The organism is Chitinophaga sp. RAB17 (assembly GCF_052114225.1).
GTDB lineage: Bacteria > Bacteroidota > Bacteroidia > Chitinophagales > Chitinophagaceae > Chitinophaga.
This window is the reverse complement of sequence record NZ_JBFREI010000001.1, coordinates 263,384-286,762: the sequence shown is the minus strand read 5'-3', so window position 1 is coordinate 286,762 and position 23,379 is coordinate 263,384. Positions and strand designations below refer to the sequence as shown.

The following is a 23,379-nucleotide window of genomic DNA, read 5'->3' as shown; positions in this document are numbered from 1 at the left end:
TTAAAAAATAATCCATTGAACGAGGACCACTGTGATCACGATCCTATACCGCAGAAAGAAATTCAACGTAACATTGATCAATACGGTTGCTACATTATACAGGTAAAACCAGATGATTATCTGCCGGGATTTGCCTATACTATCGGTCTCTATCAGCAATTCAGTCATCCTGAAATTATATGTTTTGGCTTATCATTGAACCTATTGGGGAGTGTTTTGAATGATGCCTGCGAGCTGATAAAAAATGGACAACCATTACAGGTAGGTGTCTATTATGATGATTTTATAGCAGATTACCCCATGCAATTTCTGACTGTTGACAAATCATTTTACCCAAACTATTGGGGCATAGCAAATAGCTTTTATGGCCATTATAATTATCCGGCATTACAACTGGTGTGGCCGGATAAACAAAGCCTGTTTCCCTGGGAGCCAGGGTTTAATGTGAACTGGAAATACAAGCAGCCGCTGCTTGACAGAGATACAGACTTCAAATTTTATGAAGAGAGAAACCTGGCGGTATATACTACTAAATATGTTTTGGAAGGAAAGCCTATCTTATATGTTTATCATAATGATGATGGTGCCTGGCAGTTCCACAGTGAACCGGAACCGGATTTGAAAGATGCGAAACTGGTAAGTCTGGAATCAATTACAAGATTGGATCCGGGTATAAATGAGTTGTATCATTTGTCTTTGGGACAAAGTGCCAGGCGGGGATCTATGGAGGAGGAGTGGGGATGGGAGTAGCGTGTTTTCGTGATTTTTCATATCAATATTTTTTTGAGGTCTTCTATGGCCAATATTTTTTCCTGGTTTCGCCTGACCAGATGACATCAATACTGGCTAATACTTTGTATAACGACTAACCTTGCTGGCTGTGCCGTAACAGGTACCGCCAGCGGGTAAACGTCCAACTTTTAAACATTTTTTTGAATGAAAAGAACCTGTATTTTTTTAGGATTGCTGGCATTGTCCACCAACCTTTTCAGCCAGTCGGCACCGAAGCCGTATGGTGTGCTGCCTACCGCTGCCCAACTGAAATGGCATGAAATGGAAATGTATTGCCTGATCCATTTCGGCGCCAATACCTACCTGGACCACGAATGGGGTTATGGCGATGAAGATCCCAACCTGGTGAATCCTGTACAGTTTGACGCCAGGCAAATTGTGGGAGCCGCCAAAGCCGGTGGATTCAAAGGGATTGTTGTAGTGGCCAAACACCATGACGGTTTATGCCTGTGGCCTACCAAAACCACCACCCATAATATCTCCCAAAGCAAATGGAAAAATGGTAAAGGAGATATTATCAGAGAATACCAGCAAGCCTGTGCGCAACTGGGCCTGAAACTGGGCCTCTATTGCTCTCCATGGGATAGGAATAACCCCGAATACGGCAAGCCGGAATACCTGGACATTTACCGCAGACAACTGAAGGAACTATATAGCAACTATGGTCCCCTGTTCACCTCCTGGCATGATGGTGCTAATGGCGGCAGCGGATATTACGGCGGCGCCAATGAAATCCGCAACATTGACCGCAGCACCTATTACGACTGGGATTCTACCTGGAACATTACCCGCACCATGCAACCCAATGCAGTTATTTTCGGCGATGTGGGCCCCGGTTCCCGTTGGGTAGGTAATGAAGACGGACATGCCGGCACCACCTGCTGGGCTACTTATACGCCTGAAGCGCCTGAGGAAGGAAAGCGACCCGCTAACGGCTTTGTGAAATCGGAGCTGGGTACAACAGGTACCCGCAATGGCAAATACTGGATCCCTGCAGAATGTGATGTAGCCATCCGGCCAGGATGGTTTTATCATGAATCGCAAAATGCTCAGGTATTCACTTCTTCCCAGTTACTGGACCTCTACTATGAAAGTGTTGGCCACGGCGCTTCGCTGGATCTGGGCTTGTCGCCTGACCAGAGAGGCTTGCTGAATGATATCGATGTGGCTTCCTTAAAAGGTTTTGGTGAACTGCTCCGCAAAACTTTTGCTGTAAACTTCGCAAAAGGCGCTACGCTGAAAGCCAGCAACATCAGGGGGAATAACGCCGCGAAATTTGGCCCGCAACTGTTACTGGATGCCGATCGTTATTCTTACTGGGCTACAGATGATGCAGTGACTACGGCCGACTTAACACTGGACCTGCACGGCAACAAAACATTTAATGTGATCCGTCTCCGTGAAAATATTAAACTGGGTCAGCGTATTGATTCTGTTGGCATCGATGTCATGGATAATGGTGAGTGGAAAGCCATCGCATCCGCTACCAGCATTGGATCCAGCCGGTTGATACGACTGGACAAAAATGTGACGGCTGCTAAAGTAAGAGTACGTGTATACGCTCCTGTTAGTATCGCACTGAGTGATGTGGGATTGTATAAAGAACCTGTTCACATCAAAGCACCAATCATTAAGAGAGAAAAATCAGGTATGGTAAGCATCGCTGGCGTACAGTCTGCCGATCCTGTTTATTACACTGTGGATGGCAGCAATCCAACATTGCAGTCTCCGGTATACAAACAACCTTTTCTTTTTGCTGATGGCGGTACGATCAAAGCCAGAAGTGGCAGTAAAGTTTTAATGGGAGACATTAAAACTGCGATCTACGGTATTGGCAAAAAAGGGTGGAAGGTGATAGAGGCGCCGGCAGGCAGCCAGGCCGACAATGTAGTGGATGAAGATGAAACCACGAACTGGAATACATTAACACCGGAACTCTCCGGAAAAATTCCGGTAGATGTAGCCATAGACATGGGCGAAGTACATCTTATTAAAGCCTTTACCTATTTACCCCGGCAGGATAGAAAGGATGAGGGTCTCATTGGCAAATATGCTTTTTATGTGAGCCAGAATGGCCGTGACTGGGAAAAGGCAAGGGCAGGCGATTTTCATAATATAGAGGCTAATCCGGTACAACAACTGGTGATCCTCGATCATCCGCTGAAAGCAAGATATTTTAAGTTTTCTGCATTGCATATTAATAATGGTGATGGAGTAATGGTGGCAGAACTGGGAATTATTACACGATAAAGCATAAAGAAAGAATTACGAATTAGGAATTACGAATTACGGATTTACAGGTAGATGTTCTAACACGGGTTGTCCGCTGTTTATCTCCCACAAATCCGTAATTCGTAATTCCTAATTCGTAATTTTTTTATACCTGTTTCAGGTAGATAGGATTCCTCATGTAGCCACTGGTTTATTTTGAAAGCCCCCTCAGTTGATACGTTACTGTTAATTGAAAGAATTACTAAACTTTCTGCTCTTTTTATTGTTGATTATCCCTGAATGATACTGTTGCGGAAGATAGATGTATGTAGATGGTGACAGTACGCACTGATTCCGATTGATATATAATAATTTTTCGTAGCACAAAATCTACGGTAACAACGTGTAGTCTGACACGTATGGAACCCCCTTTTGTCTGATTGTCAAAGAATGCTGGTTGATATCCCCGGATAGTGTTTAACTCATGAGTGTTGGTTTTGCCTGACTATATCCTCCAAATACGGATCCTTATGATCAATAAGTCTACCATGTCTCTATGTACTCCAAAACATCGGTTGCAGATAGCTCGCTTTATGCAAAAGAACAGATGTAGAATAATGTTAGTGTGCAGTATTTTGGTTTTTTCATTGTTTGCTATTCCCACAAATGCGCAACAATGTACCGGTTCATTGGGTGATCCGGTGTTCAGGGAAACCTTTGGTCAGGCACCGTCAGCGGCCAAACCCACGCTGGGAGGTCCGTTGCCTTCAGGTCTTACGACTTACACTTATTACAGTCCCGGTACCGGAAACCGCCCCACGGGCCCTTATCCCGGACAATATACCATCAGTAATACCACCAGGGGATACAACAATATTTATTTCGTAGACCGCCCTGATCATACGTCCACAGATGGTACGGGTTATTGTATGGTAGTAGATGCGGAAGCCAGGCCAGGTCAGTTTTACGAGAGAACGATCACTGGTTTATGTGCGGGTACTACTTTCGAGTTTTCTGCCTGGATCATGAACATCAATCCTCAGAATGGCGTATCCCAGCCCAGTCTGCGGTTTGATATCCTGGATGCCAATAATCCAAACGGAGCGGCCATTGCTTCTGTGTCTACCGGAACGGTTCCTTACCAGAGTCCGGGTACCTGGATAAGACAGGCAGGAGTGTTTCAGATGCCGGCAACTACCAGCGCAGTGATATTAAGGATCTTCAGTAATACCCCTAATAGTAATGGTAATGACCTGGCCCTGGATGATATCGCCTTTGCTGCCTGCGGTCCTCCTATCACCTTTACGCAAGCCACTGGTGTGGTTTGTGCCGGAGGTAATTCCAGCCTGGATGTAAGTTTGCCTGCTGGCAGTTATTCCAATTATTTTTTCCAGTTACAGAAAAGACCACTGGGTACAACTGACTGGGCCAATGAAGGTGGTGTTTTAAATAATGGCAACAGCAATCAGCATACCTTCCCCGTGACCAACGTGCAGGCCGGATTTGAATACCGGGTAGTGGCAGCTGGTGGCAGTGCAGAAATTAATAATCTCAACTGCCGGGTGGTATCCAACCCTATAGAATTAAAAGTAATAGACTATACCGTGGCCATTACCGGCCAGCAACCTATTTGTAATAATACCGCTACGCAACTGACAGCGGTGGTTACCCCCAAAGCAGGAACAGGTACACCCACCACCGGGTTTACCTATACATGGGAAACCAGTGCAGACGGCAGTACCGGCTGGACAGTTGTAGCCGGTCAAACGACAGCAGCATTAAATACAGGTGCCCTCACGGCATCCCGTTATTATCGTGTAACCGCCACCGTAAATGGATGTCAGGGGGATGGTGTGTCCAGAACATTCCTGGTAACAGTAAACCCGGCCATTACCGCTACGCTGGGAACAGTAGCTAATGTGTGCGTGGGCACCATGGTGTTTTCCCTGCCATATACCATTACTTCCGGCAGTCCGGATAAATACAGTGTGGGCAGCAGCGATATGCCTGGTTTTGCAGCAATCACCAATGGAACGCTGTCAGGAACACCACTGAGCATCCCCATCCCGGGAAATGTTGCTGCGGGTACTTACCACTTTGCGATTACTTTCACCAATAGTGCGGTGAACTGTACCTCCGTTACCTATCCTTTTACATTAACAATAGATGCTGCTTCTACTGTAGCAGTGGCAGGTCCCAACCAGGAATTGTGTGCCGTTACTACCACTACCCTGGCAGGTAATGTGGCCAGCAGTGGTGTTGGTACCTGGTCGCAGGTAAACGGACCCGGAGCAGCTGTTTTCGCGGATATCCATAACCCCGTTACTACAGTGAGCAGCCTGGTGCCCGGCACCTATGTGTTCAGGTGGAGAATCGGCAACGGTACCTGTTTGCCTACCAGCAGTACTGTAGAGGTGATCATTCACGCATCGCCTACTGCGGCCAATGCAGGCGCCGACAAAATACAGTACAACTCAGGGGTATTTACCATGACCGCAAATACCCCGGCGGTGGGTACCGGTAAATGGTCAGTAGTCAGCGGCACCGCTACTATTGCCAACCCCACAGATCCGCACACGATCGTGACAATTGCCGAAAATACTACCGCTACATTGGCCTGGACGATCACCAATGGTAACTGTCCACCGAGCATTGACCAGGTAGTCGTTACCTATACCCATCAGGCAGACATTCAGATCAATAAAATTGTGTCGAACTCAGGTCCTTATCTGGCAGGTCAGGATCTGATATACCATATAGAAGTGTTGAATGCCGGACCGAGTGATGCCACCAGTGTAACGGTAAAAGATATTATCCCGGCTGATTTTGTGGCAACCAATATTGCGTATACCACTACGGGAACTGCACAAATATTAACGAATACTTCTACCAATACGCAGATTAATCTTACCGCCAGCATTCCGGCCAATAATTCGGTGGTCATTACCATTGAAGGAAATATTAAATCTTCTTTTGAAGGAGATCTTACCAATACTGCAAATGCCACCTCTCCTGATATCGCGAATCCGGGTGGTATCAACAGCACCGTAACGATACCGGTTATACGTCGTCCTTATTTCTCCGCCGTAAAAAGAGCGCCTGCTATGGCTATTGCCGGTGAGGTGATCCATTTTAATATCGCGGTAGAAAATACAGGTCTGGGTGATGCTGTAGGCGCCACCATTACAGACGTCATTTCTCCTAAGCTCACCAATGTGAGCTGGACGGCCAGATCTACCGGTGGGGTAGTGATCACTGCCGGCGCCACTGGTACAGGCAGCCCTGTTCGCGTGGTGGCCAATATGCCAGGTGGAGATACCGATACCGGTAAAGTATATATCGATGTAACCGGCACCGTGGATGCAGCTGCCACCGGCACCATTCCAAATGTGGCGGTGGTAAACGCATCAGAAGGTACTGTAGATCCGATAGCCTCCAACGAAACCAGTACGCTGATTACCAGTTCACCCGGACTGCTGGTAGATAAGGCCAGAACCAGCCCCGTTATTGCCATTGCAGGAGAGAAGATTGATTATGTACTTACCTTATTTAATAATGGACCCAGTAATGCTGTTGGTACTGTTTTGACAGATACCGTGCCTGCCGCTGTGCAGAATGTTACCTGGACCAGCACCGCCAATGGTTCCGCTGTCATAACTGCAGGCGCTTCCGGTTCCGGCAACATTATCCGGTTAACGGGTAATGTGCCGGTAGGTGCTACAAATCGTATCGTCGTTCACGTTACAGGTACCATCAACCCTGACTTTGCCGGTACTATCCTCAACCGGGTAACCGCTACACCAGCAGAACCAGGCATACCGCCGGTAACAGATGTGGATGTGGCTACTGTGCAGAAACAGATAAAGTTTGACATTACGAAGAATGGCCCGGCTACCGGCATTGCGGGTGAACAGATCAGCTATACCGTTGATGTGAAAAACGAAGGCCCTTCCAATTCTATCAACACAGAAATAAGGGATGCGGTACCTTCCGCATTATATAATGTGAGCTGGAATGCCACCGTATTAAGCGGAACAGCTGTGATTAAATCGGGTGCCACCGGTAATGTCAATAAGGTAGAAGTAACAGCAGACATGAATGCCGGATCCACGATCAGGATCATTATTACAGGCACCATCTTACCAGCTACAAGTAATCCGATCAGGAACATCGCGCAGGTAATACCTATTGAGCCGAATATTCCACCGGTTACTTCCAATGAAGTAATCACTACAGTAGCGCAGCAATCCGCATTGTCTATCACCAAAAGCGGTCCTGATACCGCCAGTGCAGGTACCAGCATTACCTATATTATCAAAGCAGTTAATAATGGACCCAGCAACGCCTATAATGTAGTGATCACCGATGTCGTGCCTGCTTCCGTGCAGGGAGTTATCTGGACAGTGGTGGCTAATGGCAATGCAAGTGTGAGTGGTACCCAGGGAGGTACAGGAAATAATATTTCATTTACCGGCGACATCGGTGCCGGTGGCAACAACAATATTACTATCACCGTGAAAGGTATTATCGATCCTGCCTTCTCCGGACAGATAAATAATAAGGCGGTGGTAACACCGGCGCCCGGAACCGGTACGGCAGATTCTGCCGTGAAAATTACCACCGTGAACCGGCTGCCTAAACTGGCCATTACCAAAACAGCCGTGGATCTGGTGTTGGCGGGAGATAGTCTCACCTACACTATCCAGGTAACCAATCTGAGTACAGCTAATGCGCAAAACCTCGTCATCACCGATGTGGTACCTGCCGCATTAACCGGCGTGCAGTGGAGTGCTACTGCAGCCGGTACGGCATCTATCAGCGGCGCCAGCTCCGGAACAGGTAATAATATCAGCCTCATCGGATCCATTCCTGCCGGTAGCGGTAATATGCTGACCATCATCGTGAAAGGCAAAACTGATCCGTCATTGGAAGGAGTCATTACCAACACCGCCACAGCTACGCCTTCGGAAAATGTACCGCCGGTGAGTGCTACCAAAACGGTAAGGGTAAGAAGATTGCCATCGCTGACGATCAGCAAATCCGGACCTGCTACCTTGAATGCAGGCGATGAAATCGTGTATAATATTGTGGTGAATAATGTAGGTGTATCAGATGCGAAAAATCTGATCATCGATGATCAGATTCCGGCAGAAATACAACAGGTCACCTGGAGCACTGTAACCGTTGGTAATGCCACTATTATCAGAGCCGGCACCGGCACCGGCAACGACCTGGACATGGATGTGAATATTGATGGTGGTGGAAATAATGGCATCATCATTACCGTGAAAGGTATTGTGGATCCATCTTTCAGTGGCACCTTCCGGAATGGAGCCGTATTCCAGCCTTCAGAGGCAGGCGCTACGCCGGGTGCTTCCAACGAGGTGGTGACAACTGTAAGAAAGCAACCAAATGTAAAGATTACCAAGGCCGGACCAGCAACCGCCAATGCAGGGAATAACATTACTTATACCATGCAGGTAACCAACCTTGGGCCATCCAACGCATTGAACACCCTTATCACAGATCAGTTGCCGCCATTACTGCGCAATACTACGTGGACGGCTACTGCTGCGGGTGGTGCTATCATCAGCAATGGTGCTACCGGTACCGGCAATATATTATCTATCGGCGCAAATATTCCTGCTAAAACAGGCGTCATCAATATTACCGTTACCGCTACTATTCCTTCTTCCACCCCGGCAGGAAGTATACAAAACTTTGCGGTGGCTGCTCCATCAGAACCTGGCATTGCACCGGTAAATTCTGATACAGTCGTAACCGTTATTAAACAAAAATCCGGATTACTTATCAGCAAAATAGGACCTTCTACTGCGGATGCCGGAGCGGCGATTATTTACGGGGTGAAGGTCATCAACATAGGCCCCAGCGATGCTTTGGGCGCTGTTATCACAGATACCATTCCTGCCACCGTACTTAACCCGACATGGATGGCTACTGCTGCTGGCGGGGCGGTGATTACTGCTGGCGCAAGAGGGGCAGGTAACCTGTTGAGCCTTACTGCTAATATTCCGGTGGGAGAAACGAACTATATTAATGTTATTATTTTCGGCACTATCAAAGATGACTTCACTGGACAGATTGTGAATGTGGCCACGGCAGCGGCAACAGAACCAGGTGTGCCTCCGGTAACTTCACAGGTAACAACTACTGTGGGCAGAAAGGCATCATTGGAGGTGCGTAAATCCGGACCCACTTCTGCCTATGCAGGCAGCCCGATTCAGTATAATGTGGAAGTGACAAACAACGGCCCTTCCAGCGCCGCAAATGTGACCATTAAAGATGTAATACCGCCAGGTATTATTAATGCTACATGGACTGCTATCCCAGTGAATGGTGCGGTGATTACCAGTGGCAATACCGGTACCGGCAATATCCAGTTAGTGGCTAATCTGCCCGCTACGCCGGTGGGAGCGATCCGCATTACAGTAAATGGCCAGGTAGATCCTGCGTTTACCGGTGCTACCATTACCAATACAGCTATCGCACTGAATGATCCATCCACAACGCCGGCAGGAGATACTGCTACCGTACTGACCACGGTTTCCCGTAAGGCTAACCTGAATATTGTCAAGAGTGGTCCCGCTAACCAGGCTGCCGGTCAGCAAATGCAGTATGTACTCCGTATCCGGAATCAGGGACCATCCAACGCTATTGGCTTGCAGGTGACTGACCTGTTACCTGCGCAATTGCTTACACCAACCTGGACAACCAGCAGCACCGGCAACGTGCAAAATATTACACCGGCATCCGGTACCGGTAATGTAAGTCTCACGGCAGATATTCCTGCTGATACCAGCACACTGTTGGTAACGGTAACGGGTATACTGAGTCCGGCAGTCACTAACGGTACCACCATTACCAATACCGCCACCGTAGCTTTCCCTACCGGCAGCACAATAGTAGATCCTAACCTGGCGGATAATACCAGCAGCGTATCCACTATTGTAGACAATGACCCGGTAGTAAGAATTGCCAAGAGCGGACCAGCTATCACGCATGTAGGCGATTCCATCGTATACCGTGTGGAAGTGACCAACGGTGGCGCCGGTAATATTACCAATGCACAGATCGATGATATCGTGCCTGCTGCAGTAACCGTTGCTTCCTGGACCGCCACTGCCACCGGTGGAGCTACCGTTACCGGCGCAGTATCCGGCAACACCAATAACGTGCATACCACCGCCGATATTCCCGTGGGCAATAACAGTATTGTGATCGTGATCCGCGGTGTAGTAAATAACACTTCCGGCACCACCATTACCAACACCGCCTCCGTGACCGCCGGCAGTCATAAAGAAAGTTCTGTGACTACCTCGGTGGACCGCTCCACAGATGTGAGCATTGTGAAGACAGGGCCCCAGCAGGTATTAGCAGGTGAACCGATTACTTATACCCTTCATATCTACAATGCAGGTCCGCAACGGGCGGATAACATGCTGATCACAGATGTGCTGCCAACAGCTATTACCAGCGTTACCTGGACTGCCATTGCCACTGGCGATGCTTCCATATTGGATAGCGCGAGGATAGACAGCAGCGGCAATATTAATCTGCCTGCCAAACTGGGTCCGGGCGCCGCTAATTTTATTACGATCACCATTAATGGTATCGTAAGTGGCACCACTACTGCCGGTAGTATTACCAATACGGCCAACGTAGCCGTTACCGGGGTAACGGATTATGATCCGTCCAATAACACGAGCAGCGTTACTACCACTGTAGGTGTAGCTACTGGTGTACAGGTACATAAGAACGGACCAAAACAGGCCGTAGGCGGAAACGCTATTACGTATAATATTATCGTCACCAACAGCGGACCTTCCGATGCTATTGGTCTTAATATCACCGACCTCGTACCGGTGCAGATAACCGGCACCAGCTGGCAGGCCGCTGTGAACGGAGGCGCCGCCATTACCGGACCATTCTCCGGTACCGGCAATAGCATCAGCACCACCGCTAACATCCCCGGAGGCACTGGTAATAATGTCACCATCACGGTAACGGGTACACTCGATAATGATTTTGCAGGCAGCATCCTCAATACAGTAGATGTAACCGGCACCGGCATCCCTGCTGTGAGCGATTCTGTCAGAACACTGGTGACCCGGCAAACCGGTATCAGCATCCATAAGGATGGTCCGGCTACGATTACCGCCGGCGACAAAGTAACCTATGTAATCACGCTGGCAAATACAGGCCCGGGATATGCCCGCAATATGGCAGTAACAGATACCATAGATGCCCGCATTCTGCAACCAACATGGACTACCCAAACCACCAATGGTGCTGCTGTGAATAGTGGCGCCACAGGAAGTGGCCGGTTTGTAGCCGTCAACGCTGATATACCACCTACCGGTAATGCGGTGGTGACCATCACGGTAACGGGTACACTGTCACCGGATGCCAGCGGCACGCTCACAAATACGGCAACCGTTACACCGCCGGATCCGATTGATCCGCCGATAGTGACACCACCAGTGATTACACCAGTGGAAAAACATCCGATGCTGGCAATCACCAAGAGCGGACCAACGACCCTGCATGCAGGCGAAACCATTCACTACCTGCTACAGGTAAGCAACAATGGTATCAGTAATGCTACCAATGCACAGATCACCGATGCGGTACCTGCATTTATCAGCCAGGTACAATGGAATGTTCAAAGCATCACCGGCACAGCCACTGTTATATCAGGTAATACCGGTACCGGCAATAATGTACTGGTAACTGCCAATATGAACGCAGCCTCTTCTTTACTGATAGCAGTACAGGGAAAAGTAGATTCATCTTTTGCTGGCACTATCATCAACAGGGGCATTGTTATACCAGCTGAAGCAGGTAATACACCTGATACCAGCGAAGTGCAAACCATCGTTTCCCTGCGGCCAACCGTGAAGATCACGAAGAGCGGTCCGACTGCTTTACAGTCCGGCGAAAATATCAGCTACACTATCGTTGCTACCAATGACGGACCTAGTATCGCTGTCAACGCAGGTATACATGATGCGGTTCCAACTGCTGTTACACAGGTGGTGTGGACCGCTACTGCGGCAGGTAAAGCCGTTATTAATGGCGCCGCCAATGGCACTGGTAATCTCATCGATCTGCTGGCTACTATTCCGCCGGGAACAGGTAACAGCATCACCGTAAACGTTACAGGTACAGTGGATCCTGCTTTCAGAGATACGCTGAAAAATATCGCGATCATCACACCGAAAGAACCCGGCGCATTGCCCGATTCTTCCGACCTGGTACAAACGGTAGTGACGGCAAATCCGGTACTGGTCATCGAAAAAACCGGTCCAGCTACTGTGGTAGCCGGGCAGGATATCAGCTACACCATTACAGTAGGAAACAACGGCAAGAGCAACGCGGTGAACCTGTCCGTTACGGATACCGTACCAGCCAACATCACCGGCGTACAATGGCAGGCAGTGACCAATGGTATGGCAGTGATCAATAGCGCGACTTCCGGCACCGGCAATAATATTTTGCTGAACGGAAACATCGCAGCAGGTAATGCCAATACCATTGTGATTACCGTTACCGGCAGGGTACTGCCGGCAGCCACTGGTACCCTGGTGAATGTAGCCACTGTGACTCCTTCAGAAGCAGGAGCAGCATCCGATCAGTCTACCGTAAGCACGGTGATCAATGTGATCTCCCGCCTTACCATCAATAAAACTGGTCCTGCTGTGATGATCAGAGGAGAAGATGCTACTTATGTGATCAACGTTACTAACCCTGGTCCAAGCAAGGCCACTAACGTAGATATCATCGACCTTATTCCATCAGTGCTGACCAATGTTACCTGGACAGCTACACCGGTACGCACCACCGTGATTACGGCTGGCGCCACCGGCAGCGGTAACAATGTAAAAATCACGGCCGACATACCCGCTATTGATACCAGTGGTATTACCATAGTCGTAAAAGGCACTGTGGCGCAAAGTGCACCGGCAGGCAACGTGACCAACGTAGCGCATGCGATCCTGAATGACGAAGGTGGAAAAGATATTCCGTCACCACCGGTTGTGAGTACAATAGCCGGCGCAGCAGACCTGAGAATAGATAAAACCGGTCCTTCGCAGGTATATGAAGGCAGTGCGGTAACGTATTTGTTGACCGTTAATAACGATGGTCCTTCTGATGCGAATGGTGCTACCGTTAACGATGTATTGCCGACAGGACTAACACAGACAGCCATCAGCGTACAACAAAGTACTGGTGGCGCAGCTAACATACAAACCAGTATTACCGGTAATACAGCCAATGCGATATTGGGTACTTTCCCTACCGGCGCACAGGTAATATTGCAGATCACCGGCATTGCCGCAGCACCAGGTACATTAAGTAATGTGGCCGTGGTAAATACGCCTGCCGGCATACCGGATACAGATAGCAGCAATAATACCAGCAGCACCGTAATCACTGAGGTGCTGGCTAAATCTGATCTGAAAGTAGTGAAGAGTATTTCACCAGTTACTGGTCCATATAAAGTAGGACAACAAATCACGTATACCATTACGGCTACCAATGCAGGTACTGCTGCCGTGAATCCGGTGGTCACCACCGATCAGCTGCCAGCAGCGAGCCTGGTGAGTGATCCGGTATACACCGCGCCACCAAAAGGTAGCATCAACTATGATGCAACGCAACGCATCCTGCAATGGAATATTGGTTTACTTAACGGTGGCGAAACCGTTAGCTGGAGTTACCAGGTAACTATTAAAGGCGCTGGTAATATTCAAAACACTGCTATCATTACCGGACCACCGGATGTAAGTAATCCGGATACATCTATCATTATTATTCCGGCAGTAAAAAATACCGATCTGAAGATTACCAAAACAGGTCCCGCCACGATATATGAAGGTGGTAAAGTAACCTATGTACTGACGGTGGATAACGCTGGTCCTCTAGACGCAGATGGTGCTACGGTGAAGGATGTATTACCTGTCGGATTAACACAAACCGTGATCAGCATACAACAGGCTACCGGTGGTGCTGCCAGCATACAAACCAGTATTACCGGCAATACTGCGAATGCCCTGTTAGGTACTTTCCCAACAGGTGCACAGGTAATATTGCAAATCACCGGCACCGCCGCGGCACCAGGTACTTTAAGTAATGTGGCTGTAGTGAATACACCTGCAGGATTACCGGATGCTGATAGCAGCAATAATACCAGCAGTACCGTAGTCACCAATGTGCTGGCTAAATCCGATCTGAAAGTAGTGAAGACAGTATCACCTGCCACCGGTCCGTATAAGATAGGACAACAGATTACTTATACGATTACTGCTACCAACACAGGCACGGCTACTGTAACGCCGGTGATCACCACTGATAAACTGCCAGCAGCGAGCCTGGTGAGTGATCCGGTATACGCCGCACCACCGAAAGGCAGTATCAACTTTGATGCAACGCAACGTATCCTCGAATGGAATATCGGAGCGCTCAATGGCGGCGAAACTATTAGCTGGAGTTACCAGGTGACCATTAAAGCCGCCGGTAATATTCAAAACAGTGTTGTTATTACCGGTCCGCCGGATGTAACTAATCCGGATACTTCTATTGTTATTATTCCGGTAGTTGAAAACACAGACCTGAAGATTAGTAAGACTGGTCCTGCTACCATATTTGAAGGTGGAAAAGTAACGTATGTGCTCACCGTGGATAACGCTGGTCCTTTAGACGCAAACGGCGCTACCGTAAACGATGTACTGCCGGCCGGATTAACACAAACAGCGATCAGCGTGCAACAAGCTACCGGTGGCGCTGCCAATATTCAAACCAGTATTACCGGTAATACCGCCAGTGCCGTATTAGGAACTTTCCCAACAGGTGCACAGGTAATATTACAGATCACCGGCACCGCTGCCGCACCAGGTACCTTAAGCAATGTGGCGGTAGTGAATACACCAGCCGGATTACCGGATGCAGACAGCAGCAATAATACCAGCAGTACCGTAGTCACTACGGTACAGGCGAAATCGGCGCTGAAAGTAGTGAAAACGGTATCACCTGCTACCGGCCCGTATAGCGTAGGAACGCAAATTACGTATACGATTACTGCCACCAACTCCGGCACCGCCACCGTGAATCCGGTGATCACCACCGATCAGCTGCCTGCGGCGAACCTGGTGAGTGATCCGGTATACAATGCGCCACCGAAAGGTAACATCACCTTTAACAACACGCAACGCATACTCGAATGGAATATCGGTGCACTCAACGGCGGCGAAACCGTTAGCTGGAGCTACCAGGTGACCATCAAGGCAGCCGGTAAAGTACAAAACACTGTTATCATTACCGGTCCGCCGGATGTAAGTACACCAGATACATCTACCGTAATTATAAATACTGACAGGTATGCTAACCTGAAAGTGCTGAAAAAACAAAATACGCCTGAACCATTGAGTGTGAATCAGGTGCTGCAGTTTGTGGTTACGGCTATCAACAACGGACCCGATCCGGCTACCGGAGTGGTGGTGAAAGACCTGCTGCAAAGTATGATTGGTCGGCCATTGACGATTACTACCAGCAAGGGCCTGGCTACCTTTGATCCGATTACGAAGACCATCACCTGGCAGTTGCCGGACATGGCCTCCGGTAGTCAGGAAACACTCACGTTTACGGCTAAACTGATTAGCGGCGGCAACATGACTAACACCGCCACGATTGCAGGTAACGAAACGGATGTAGACCTTTCGGATAATACGGCTACCATTACACAACCAGTGAATGGCGATGACATCTTCATCCCGAATATAGTGACACCGAATGAAGATGGTAAGAACGACAAATTTGTAATACCAGGATTAGATCGTTACCCGGGATCAACACTTCTTATTTACAATCGTTGGGGTAACCAGGTATACCAGAATAAGAACTATGATAACAAGTGGAACGGTAACGGACTGAATGAAGGTACCTACTACTATATATTGAAATTGCGTACAGCGCAGGGTGACAGAGATTACAAGGGCTGGATTGAATTGCTGCGATAATCATCACTTACTGACATCTTAAAGGAATTTAGTATGAACATAAGCGCGACATCAAAGTTATTGCTCCTGTTAACGTTATCCGGCCTGCTACTAAAACCGGCGCTGACAAAGGCACAGCAAAACTTACAGTTCAGTCAATATGTTTTTAATATGTTGAGTGTAAACCCTGCTTACGCAGGTTATAAGGAAGATCTGTTTGCAAACGCCATATATCGTAAGCAATGGGTGAACTTTCCGGGAGGGCCGCAAACCGGCGGTGTATCTGTAGATGGCGCCCTTAATGCCTCGCGGGATAACCGGGTGGGATTAGGGATGCAGGTGATGTATGATAAACTGGGGCCACAGGATGCGACCTCAATTTATGGTATGTACTCCTACCGTATTCCATTGAATGAAGATGGGGATAAAAGATTGTGTTTGGGAGTAGGCGCCGGCGTTACCCAATATTCGATTGATGGCACCGCCCTGCTATACAACGATGATAATGATCCCACCATCCCATTGGGCAGGGCGTCTACCTGGATTCCGGATGCGCGTTTCGGAATCTACTATTTTACCTCTAAGTTTTATGTGGGTGCTTCGGTGATGGATCTTTTCTCGTTGTATACTGATGCATCCAGGTATTACTGGAAGGGCTATCAGTATAAAACGATCCGTAAAACACAGCATTTGTATGTGAATGCAGGGATGATGTTTGATTTATCAGATGCCGTAAAGTTCAAGCCTTCTATTCTCATCAAAGAAGATTTTAAAGGGCCTACCAATGTGGACCTGAACGCTTTATTCCTGTTGGCCGACCGGCTATGGGTGGGTGGTTCCTACAGAACAGGTGTGAAATTATGGAGTAAGCCGGCACTGGAAAGTGACCTGGAACAATTGGATGCCGCCAGTATATTGGTTCAGTTCAATATAAATAATCAATTCAGAATAGGATATGCTTATGATCTCACCATCAGCAAAATGGCCTCTTTTCAGAGTGGGTCACATGAAATATCCATCGGATTTTTGTTCCCGGGTAAAAAAGCCAGGGTAACAAGTCCACGGTATTTTTAATTATTGCAAGGGTATCCTTTTAAATACATACTATGAAAAAATATGTTGGAATAATTTTACTCCTGGTATCAGTACAACTCTCGTCGGCACAGGAACAATTGTCGTTGGATAAACAGGCTGCCATCTATTACGCCAAATACGACTACGCAAAAGCGGCTTCTCTGTACGAGCGGATAGCAGCAAAGCGGAAAGAAAAAACATCCACCGTGGTGCTGGAAAGACTCGCTGATTCCTACCGGCAAATGAACAGGTATTCTGCATCGGCCGACTGGTATGCCAAACTGCTGGCCCGCTCCGATGCCTCCGCAGATGCCCGCATGTATTATGGCGATATGTTGAAAAGCTTAGGGAAATATCCGGAAGCCAAAGCAGCGTATACACAGTATGCGCAAACCGGTCCGCAGCAGGAAAAAGTGAAAAACCGTATCGCCGGCTGTGATGCCGCTCCCGGATGGATACAATCACCCACCCCTGTTTTTATCAGGAATGTAGAAAGACTGAATACTTCGAGATCCGACTGGGGCGCTACTTATTATCCCGGTGGTGTGGTGTTTACATCGGATACTTTATACCGTAATCAACTGGAGAATGGAAGCCACTTTAACCGGAATAAATATGGCCGTACCAACAGAGATTATTATGGTTTGTATGTAGGAGATACCGCGAACTACGGTAATGTGTATATCAAAGATTTTTCGCCTTCGTTTAACTGGTCCCGTTACCATGTAGGACCCGCCACTTTCGATAAAGACTATCACACCGCATATGTGACTATGACCTATCCTGACCGCCGCATTCCTGGCGTAAAGGAAAAACGCGTGAAGTATGGATATCGCCGGTTGGAATTGTTTGCGGCAGAAAAAGACAAAAATGGAAAATGGGGAAAGCCTGTACCATTTCCCTACAACAAACCAGATCAATATTCTCTTGGACATGCAGCCCTCAGCAACGATGGCAGCACGCTGTATTTTGCGGCCGATATGCCAGGCGGCGTGGGCGGAACGGATATCTGGTATAGCGAAAAGCAGGGAGACGGAAAATGGGGCACGCCTGTGAACTGTGGCCCGGCCATTAACAGTCCTGAAGAAGAAGAATTCCCCACCATTGCCCCCGATGGCAGTTTGTATTTTTGCAGCAAAGGCTGGACAGGTATGGGCGGCTTTGATATTTTTCATGCTACCGGCAGTAAAACACAATGGAGCACACCGGAAAATCTCCGCTATCCTACCAATTCATCCGCCGATGATTTTTACTTCGTAGCTGGTAATAACGGCAATACTTACTTTTCTTCAAATCGCCCGGGCGGTAAAGGAAGCGATGATATTTACAGTATTACTTCTCCCGAAACATACACCCTGACAAAAGTACCTGTAGCCCTGGTGATTCCATTTATAGGTACGGTTTGTCCTCCGCTGGATGGGGCCTGTATTTATATTTACAACAAACAACGCGGTATCGGCTGGTGCTTCATAGGTTCACCCGGACGTGAGATTAACCTCACCCTGGAAAAAGATACCGACTATGAAATCCGTATTACTTATCCGAATCATCGCCATGAAGTGATGGAGTTTAATACCCGCGGTATGACGGACGGACAAGAACTGAAGAAAGAGATTTGTCCGGGAAAATAAACGTTTAAATTTATTTATCTTCACGAAGAAGCCGTTCCAATGGTTAATGGAACGGCTTCGTTTTTACTAATGGTCAATCGCCACAATCTACTCGCCACAATCTACTCGCTATAATCTAACTGCTAACAGCTAAAAGCTAACAGCTATTTGCTGTATATTTGAAATTCTGTTACCAGACTAAAATACATCTATGCAACACGAATTGGATTTGTTAGCACAGCACCTGCGCACGCAGCGTCCGGGACTGTTTGCGAAACTGAATGATCCGCTGACCATTGCCGACATCAGGGCACTTGAAGAAAAATATAAGGTAGTGATCCCGGAACCCGTGCAACAGTTATACCTGTGGAGAAACGGGCAGGACCCAAATTTCATGGAAGCATTTGTAAACAACTCCATGTTTGTACCACTGGAAGAAGCGCTGGATACTGCTGCAGATAACACTTCCATGATAGGCTATGATTTTGAAATGGAGAACTGGTGGCATAAGGACTGGTTTCCATTGTTTCATAACGGAGGCGGTGATTATATTTGTTATGATGCCGCAGGGTTGTTTACCGATCAACCCGGGCAGCTGATTGAGTTCTGGCATGCAGACAATGATCGTGATGTGATTGCACCTGATCTGTTATCGCTGATTACTGCGTTGAATAAATTTTATGCCGCGGGTCCCGGTCAGGAAGAGGAGTATTTCCAGGTGGATCCTCCTGCGGATTATCCTAAAAATTTTACGGTAGGCTAACGACTAATATTTTTTCTGAAGATGAAATTACTCACTGACAGCATCGGTAAACACGTATCACTCACGGCAGACGAGATCCTGCGCATTCCTGCATATTTTGAATCCGTGAAAACCCGTCGTCACCAATATTTATTGCAGGAAGGTGAAATATGCCGACACGAATTTTTTGTGCTCAAAGGTTGTTGTCGTCAATATGAAATAGATGCTGCCGGAAAGGAAAATGTATTGCAATTCAGTGTGGAAGGCTGGTGGATGACGGATCTGGACAGCTTGCTCCATGAGAAACCCTCCCTGTTTAATATCGATGTGCTGGAAAGTGGGGAAATCCTGCAGATTAATAAGCAGCAGTTGTATAAGCTGTTTCAGGATATTCCTGCCGTAGCGCAGTATTATCATATTATTTCCCAGCGCTCTTCTGCAGCCCTGCAGCGCAGGATCTTATTTTTACAAAAGCCTGCTTTGGAAAGATACCAGGAGTTTGTCAGCCGCTATCCGTTCCTGGAAACCAGGCTGCCCCAGCACCAGGTAGCTGCTTATCTGGGCATTACAAAGGAATCGCTGAGCCGTTTGCGGCATAAGTTGGCGAAGGGGGAGTAGCTTTTTATTACCATATGTCATTTTTTGTCGACCGGCAAGCCCTCAACTTTGCCTTAAATAAACAGACAATGACAACACATCCGATTTTAGCTTCTTTTGAACTGGCCAGCCAATTTGTGAAAAACAGGGCGGTAGTAGCGCCAATGAGCCGTGCCAGCGCCACCTTACAAGGAGTTCCCACCGCAGCTATGCATGCCTACTATGAAAAATTTGCCGCAGGTGGTTTTGGTATCATTATCACAGAAGGTCTTTATACAGATACAGTCGCCAGCCAGGCTTATCCACATCAGCCGGGCATAGTAACGCCTGCACAAATAACCGGGTGGCGGGAGCTGGCAACGAAAGTAAAAGCGCATGGAAGCTTATTCATCGCCCAGCTGATGCATGCCGGTGCATTATCCCAGCATTTAACCCATACACAGGCGCCTTCAGTGGTGACGCCACTTGGTACAAAGCTCCGTTCTTATGGCGGGGGAGAAGGACCGTTTCCAATTCCGGCGGCTATGACGGCAACGGATATACGCATTGCGGTGGAGGGTTATGCCAATGCTGCTAAAAATGCAGTGGCTGCCGGGTTTCATGGTGTTGAAGTGCATGCGGCCAACGGTTATTTGCCGGATCAGTTTTTAACTGCTTATACCAATCTCCGGGAAGATGAATATGGCGGCACTATTCCGAACCGCTTTCGCATTATCGCAGAAATCCTGGCCGCCATCCGGAAAGTAGTGTCGGCTGATTTCATGGTAGGTCTGCGTTTGTCGGAAGGTAAGGTGAATGACGATCATTACCGCTGGCCGGATGGAGCCGTTACTGCTACCGCTATTCTGGAAGAAGTGATTAAAGTGGCCCCTGACTATGTACATATTTCGGGCGAAGGCAGTACCTGGGAGAAACTGGGGGTATATGACAACAATGAATCACTCACAGGGATGGCTAAACGAATGGTGAAACGCCCTGTCATCGCCAATGGCGGATTAGAAGATCTGGCAGTAGCGGGGAGAGCATTACAGGAAGGGCATACCGATTTTATTTCACTGGGCAAGGCGGCACTCGCCAACCCTGACTTCCCGGTACGGGTGGCAGCAGGATTGCCGGTATTGCCTTTCGAACGTGCTATGGCCGCACCGTTTCCACCGTTGGAGGCGTAAGGTTACCGCTGGTATGTTGACAAAAATATATCGTAAAATAAGTTGGCATAAAAGGAAAGAAGTATATGCTTCTTTCCTTTTATTCTCCGTTATATAACATCTCCATCTCCAGGAGTTTGCTGCCGCCGGCAAAATCAGCTGCGGCATCCGGACATAAAACGGAACCTAATGAATTCATCATTCTTTGGGCAACGAGATCTATATCTTCAGTGGTGGTTGATAAGAAAGGAGCCTGGCTTTTAAGCCGTGATATTAAACCGTTTTTTTGCTGTACAGAGATGTCTACAATCTTATTGATTCTTTCTACAGCCGCTTTATATAACTCGTCATAATAAAAAAGCATATTCATATAAAACTATATTTTGTACGGTTCAAATGTATGCTTATACCTATAATCCTGGCTATAGGAAAATATTATGACCTATAATTAATAATTATAAATGGTTTTGGCCATTTTGATGAATCTTTTGTTCAGGTCGCTGGTTTCTCCTTTGCGCTGAATGAAGTAAAAACTGCGCTCTATCCGCAGCCCGTCGAAGTTAAGAATGGTCAGTTCTCCATGTTGTAGCTCCTTTACAATAGAGCGGGTAGACAAAAAACCTACGCAACCGGACTCCAGCAGAAAGTTCTTCAACGCTTCCGTACCACCCAGCCGCACTTTTATTTTCAGGTCATTCAGCCGGATTTTACTTTTCTGCAACCCGGTTTTGATCGCTTCCAGGGTGCCACTGCCCCGTTCCCGGATAGCCACGGGCATAGACAGGATATCTTTCACTGCATAGTTCTTTTTCTTCGCCAGCGGGTTATTACGACTGCATACCGCTACGATCTGATCTTTCAGGAAAGGCTGATAGGTGATGTTGCTCAGCTGTCCTTTTTCTTCTGTTACACCAATGTTAATTTCTTTATCGAGTAATGCCTGCAACACAATCTCACTGTTCCTGTTTAATAAAGAAATATCTACCAGCGGGTATTCCCGGTGAAAGGCCGACATTACCTTAGGAAGAATATATAGCGCAGCAGTAGTGCTGGCGCCCAGGTTCAGCATACCGGTGGCCTGCTGCTGGTCATGGATCACAGATATGTCAAACTCCGTTTCCTGTTGTATATGCCTGACCGTTAGCAGCCGGTTATACAGCAATTGTCCGGCTTCTGTCAGCTCTATCTGCAATCCCTTTCTTTCAAATAACTTGGTCTTATACTGTTCTTCCAGTCCCTTGATATGCGTACTCACAGCAGGCTGCGAAATAAACAGCGCCTGGCTGGCTTTGGAAAAGCTTTTCTGGTGAGCTACTTCCATGAAAATCAGGTGACGGTTAGAGAGCATATTAGTGTATTGATGAGGAAAGATATTCAATTTCCCGCTTCCGGATAAATTGTATAAGGTCCTCGTAGCCAGTTATTTTGTTATTCATCATTTCCACTTTCTCGATCCAGTTATGCTGATCGTCATATTGGAACACATACCGGAACGTGGTACGGTGAAAGCCACCTGCTCCATCGGCATGATCATGCGTATACATGGTCAGGTGATGATGCTCATTGTATTCGTTAATTTTGATAGCGTCTGGTTTATCTGCCGCCAGCGCATCTTCGGAGTCATAGGTAAGCTCTGAAAGCACCTGCTGCTGATCATTGTATTTTCTTTTGGTGATGTCATACAGCTGGCCGAATGAATGGTAATACACCAGTTCCATGATGCTGCCATCAGTATCAGTGACCTTTTTTGTTTCCCATTGCTCATTATAAGGATCCTCTTCTATTTCCGACACCTCCTCATTTTCAAATTGAGTCTTTACATTGCCGGCTTCATCATACATGGTTTTATAGCTATCGCCGTTGTGGTATTCACATGTTTCTTTGTATTGGCCGTTATTATAAAAGGTGTTTTTATAAACAAGGGTGCCATCACTTTGCGTCAATCTTTCTTCGAGCAGCACGCCTCTGTCATCAAAGTCATACACGATATTTTTCACGGGTTTGTGCTGTTCATTATACATTTCCCATTTCCGCAAGTTGCCTTGTGCATCGTAATGAGATAGTTCATACCCATAATCAGTGCCGGCGGAATCGGTGGTGCTGTATTTCATCTGCCGGATATTGCCTGTTAATTCATCGTCTGTAATCGTTTTTTTCATGGGCCATTCAAGATATTTAGATCAATTTAT

11 protein-coding genes are annotated in these 23,379 nt (G+C 47.6%); 8 read left to right on the top strand and 3 right to left on the bottom strand.

Going from position 1 to position 23,379, the window contains the following annotated elements:
- Positions 1 to 15: 15 nt before the first annotated feature.
- The 8 genes from AB4Z08_RS01045 to AB4Z08_RS01010 all read left to right on the top strand — a co-directional run bounded on the left by AB4Z08_RS01045 (position 16) and on the right by AB4Z08_RS01010 (position 21,211).
- Positions 16 to 750, top strand: coding sequence for a DUF4262 domain-containing protein (locus tag AB4Z08_RS01045; protein WP_441571905.1), 735 nt, complete (start codon positions 16 to 18; stop codon positions 748 to 750).
- A gap of 186 nt (positions 751 to 936) precedes the next feature.
- Positions 937 to 3,042: an alpha-L-fucosidase gene (locus AB4Z08_RS01040; RefSeq protein ID WP_441571904.1), complete on the top strand. Its 2,106-nt coding sequence runs from the start codon at positions 937 to 939 to the stop codon at positions 3,040 to 3,042.
- A gap of 596 nt (positions 3,043 to 3,638) precedes the next feature.
- Positions 3,639 to 16,040 carry a DUF7927 domain-containing protein gene (locus tag AB4Z08_RS01035; RefSeq protein WP_441571903.1) on the top strand — a complete coding sequence of 4,134 codons (12,402 nt, stop codon included), beginning with the start codon at positions 3,639 to 3,641 and terminating at the stop codon, positions 16,038 to 16,040.
- A gap of 33 nt (positions 16,041 to 16,073) precedes the next feature.
- A complete protein-coding gene (locus AB4Z08_RS01030; protein ID WP_441571902.1) occupies positions 16,074 to 17,093 on the top strand; it encodes a PorP/SprF family type IX secretion system membrane protein in 1,020 nt (339 codons plus the stop codon).
- A 32-nt stretch (positions 17,094 to 17,125) separates the two neighbouring features.
- Complete coding sequence (locus AB4Z08_RS01025; protein ID WP_441571901.1) at positions 17,126 to 18,724, top strand: hypothetical protein; 1,599 nt, start codon at positions 17,126 to 17,128, stop codon at positions 18,722 to 18,724.
- Positions 18,725 to 18,914: 190 nt separating this feature from the next.
- Positions 18,915 to 19,466 carry an SMI1/KNR4 family protein gene (locus AB4Z08_RS01020; RefSeq protein WP_441571900.1) on the top strand — a complete coding sequence of 184 codons (552 nt, stop codon included), beginning with the start codon at positions 18,915 to 18,917 and terminating at the stop codon, positions 19,464 to 19,466.
- Between the two features lie 21 nt (positions 19,467 to 19,487).
- Complete coding sequence (locus tag AB4Z08_RS01015; RefSeq protein WP_441571899.1) at positions 19,488 to 20,063, top strand: Crp/Fnr family transcriptional regulator; 576 nt, start codon at positions 19,488 to 19,490, stop codon at positions 20,061 to 20,063.
- Positions 20,064 to 20,131: 68 nt separating this feature from the next.
- Positions 20,132 to 21,211, top strand: coding sequence for an oxidoreductase (locus AB4Z08_RS01010; protein WP_441571898.1), 1,080 nt, complete (start codon positions 20,132 to 20,134; stop codon positions 21,209 to 21,211).
- Positions 21,212 to 21,290: 79 nt separating this feature from the next.
- Here the strand turns inward: AB4Z08_RS01010 and AB4Z08_RS01005 are convergent, their stop codons facing one another.
- From AB4Z08_RS01005 to AB4Z08_RS00995, 3 genes are all read right to left on the bottom strand, one after another.
- Positions 21,291 to 21,560 carry a hypothetical protein gene (locus tag AB4Z08_RS01005; RefSeq protein ID WP_441571897.1) on the bottom strand — a complete coding sequence of 90 codons (270 nt, stop codon included), beginning with the start codon at positions 21,558 to 21,560 and terminating at the stop codon, positions 21,291 to 21,293.
- Positions 21,561 to 21,638: 78 nt separating this feature from the next.
- The gene (locus tag AB4Z08_RS01000; protein ID WP_441571896.1) at positions 21,639 to 22,538 is read right to left on the bottom strand and encodes a LysR substrate-binding domain-containing protein; all 900 of its coding nucleotides are present in this window, start codon (positions 22,536 to 22,538) and stop codon (positions 21,639 to 21,641) included.
- 1 nt (position 22,539) lies between these two features.
- Entirely contained in the window at positions 22,540 to 23,349 is an 810-nt protein-coding gene (locus AB4Z08_RS00995) for a hypothetical protein (RefSeq protein WP_441571895.1), read from the bottom strand.
- Between the last annotated feature and the right edge of the window lie 30 nt (positions 23,350 to 23,379).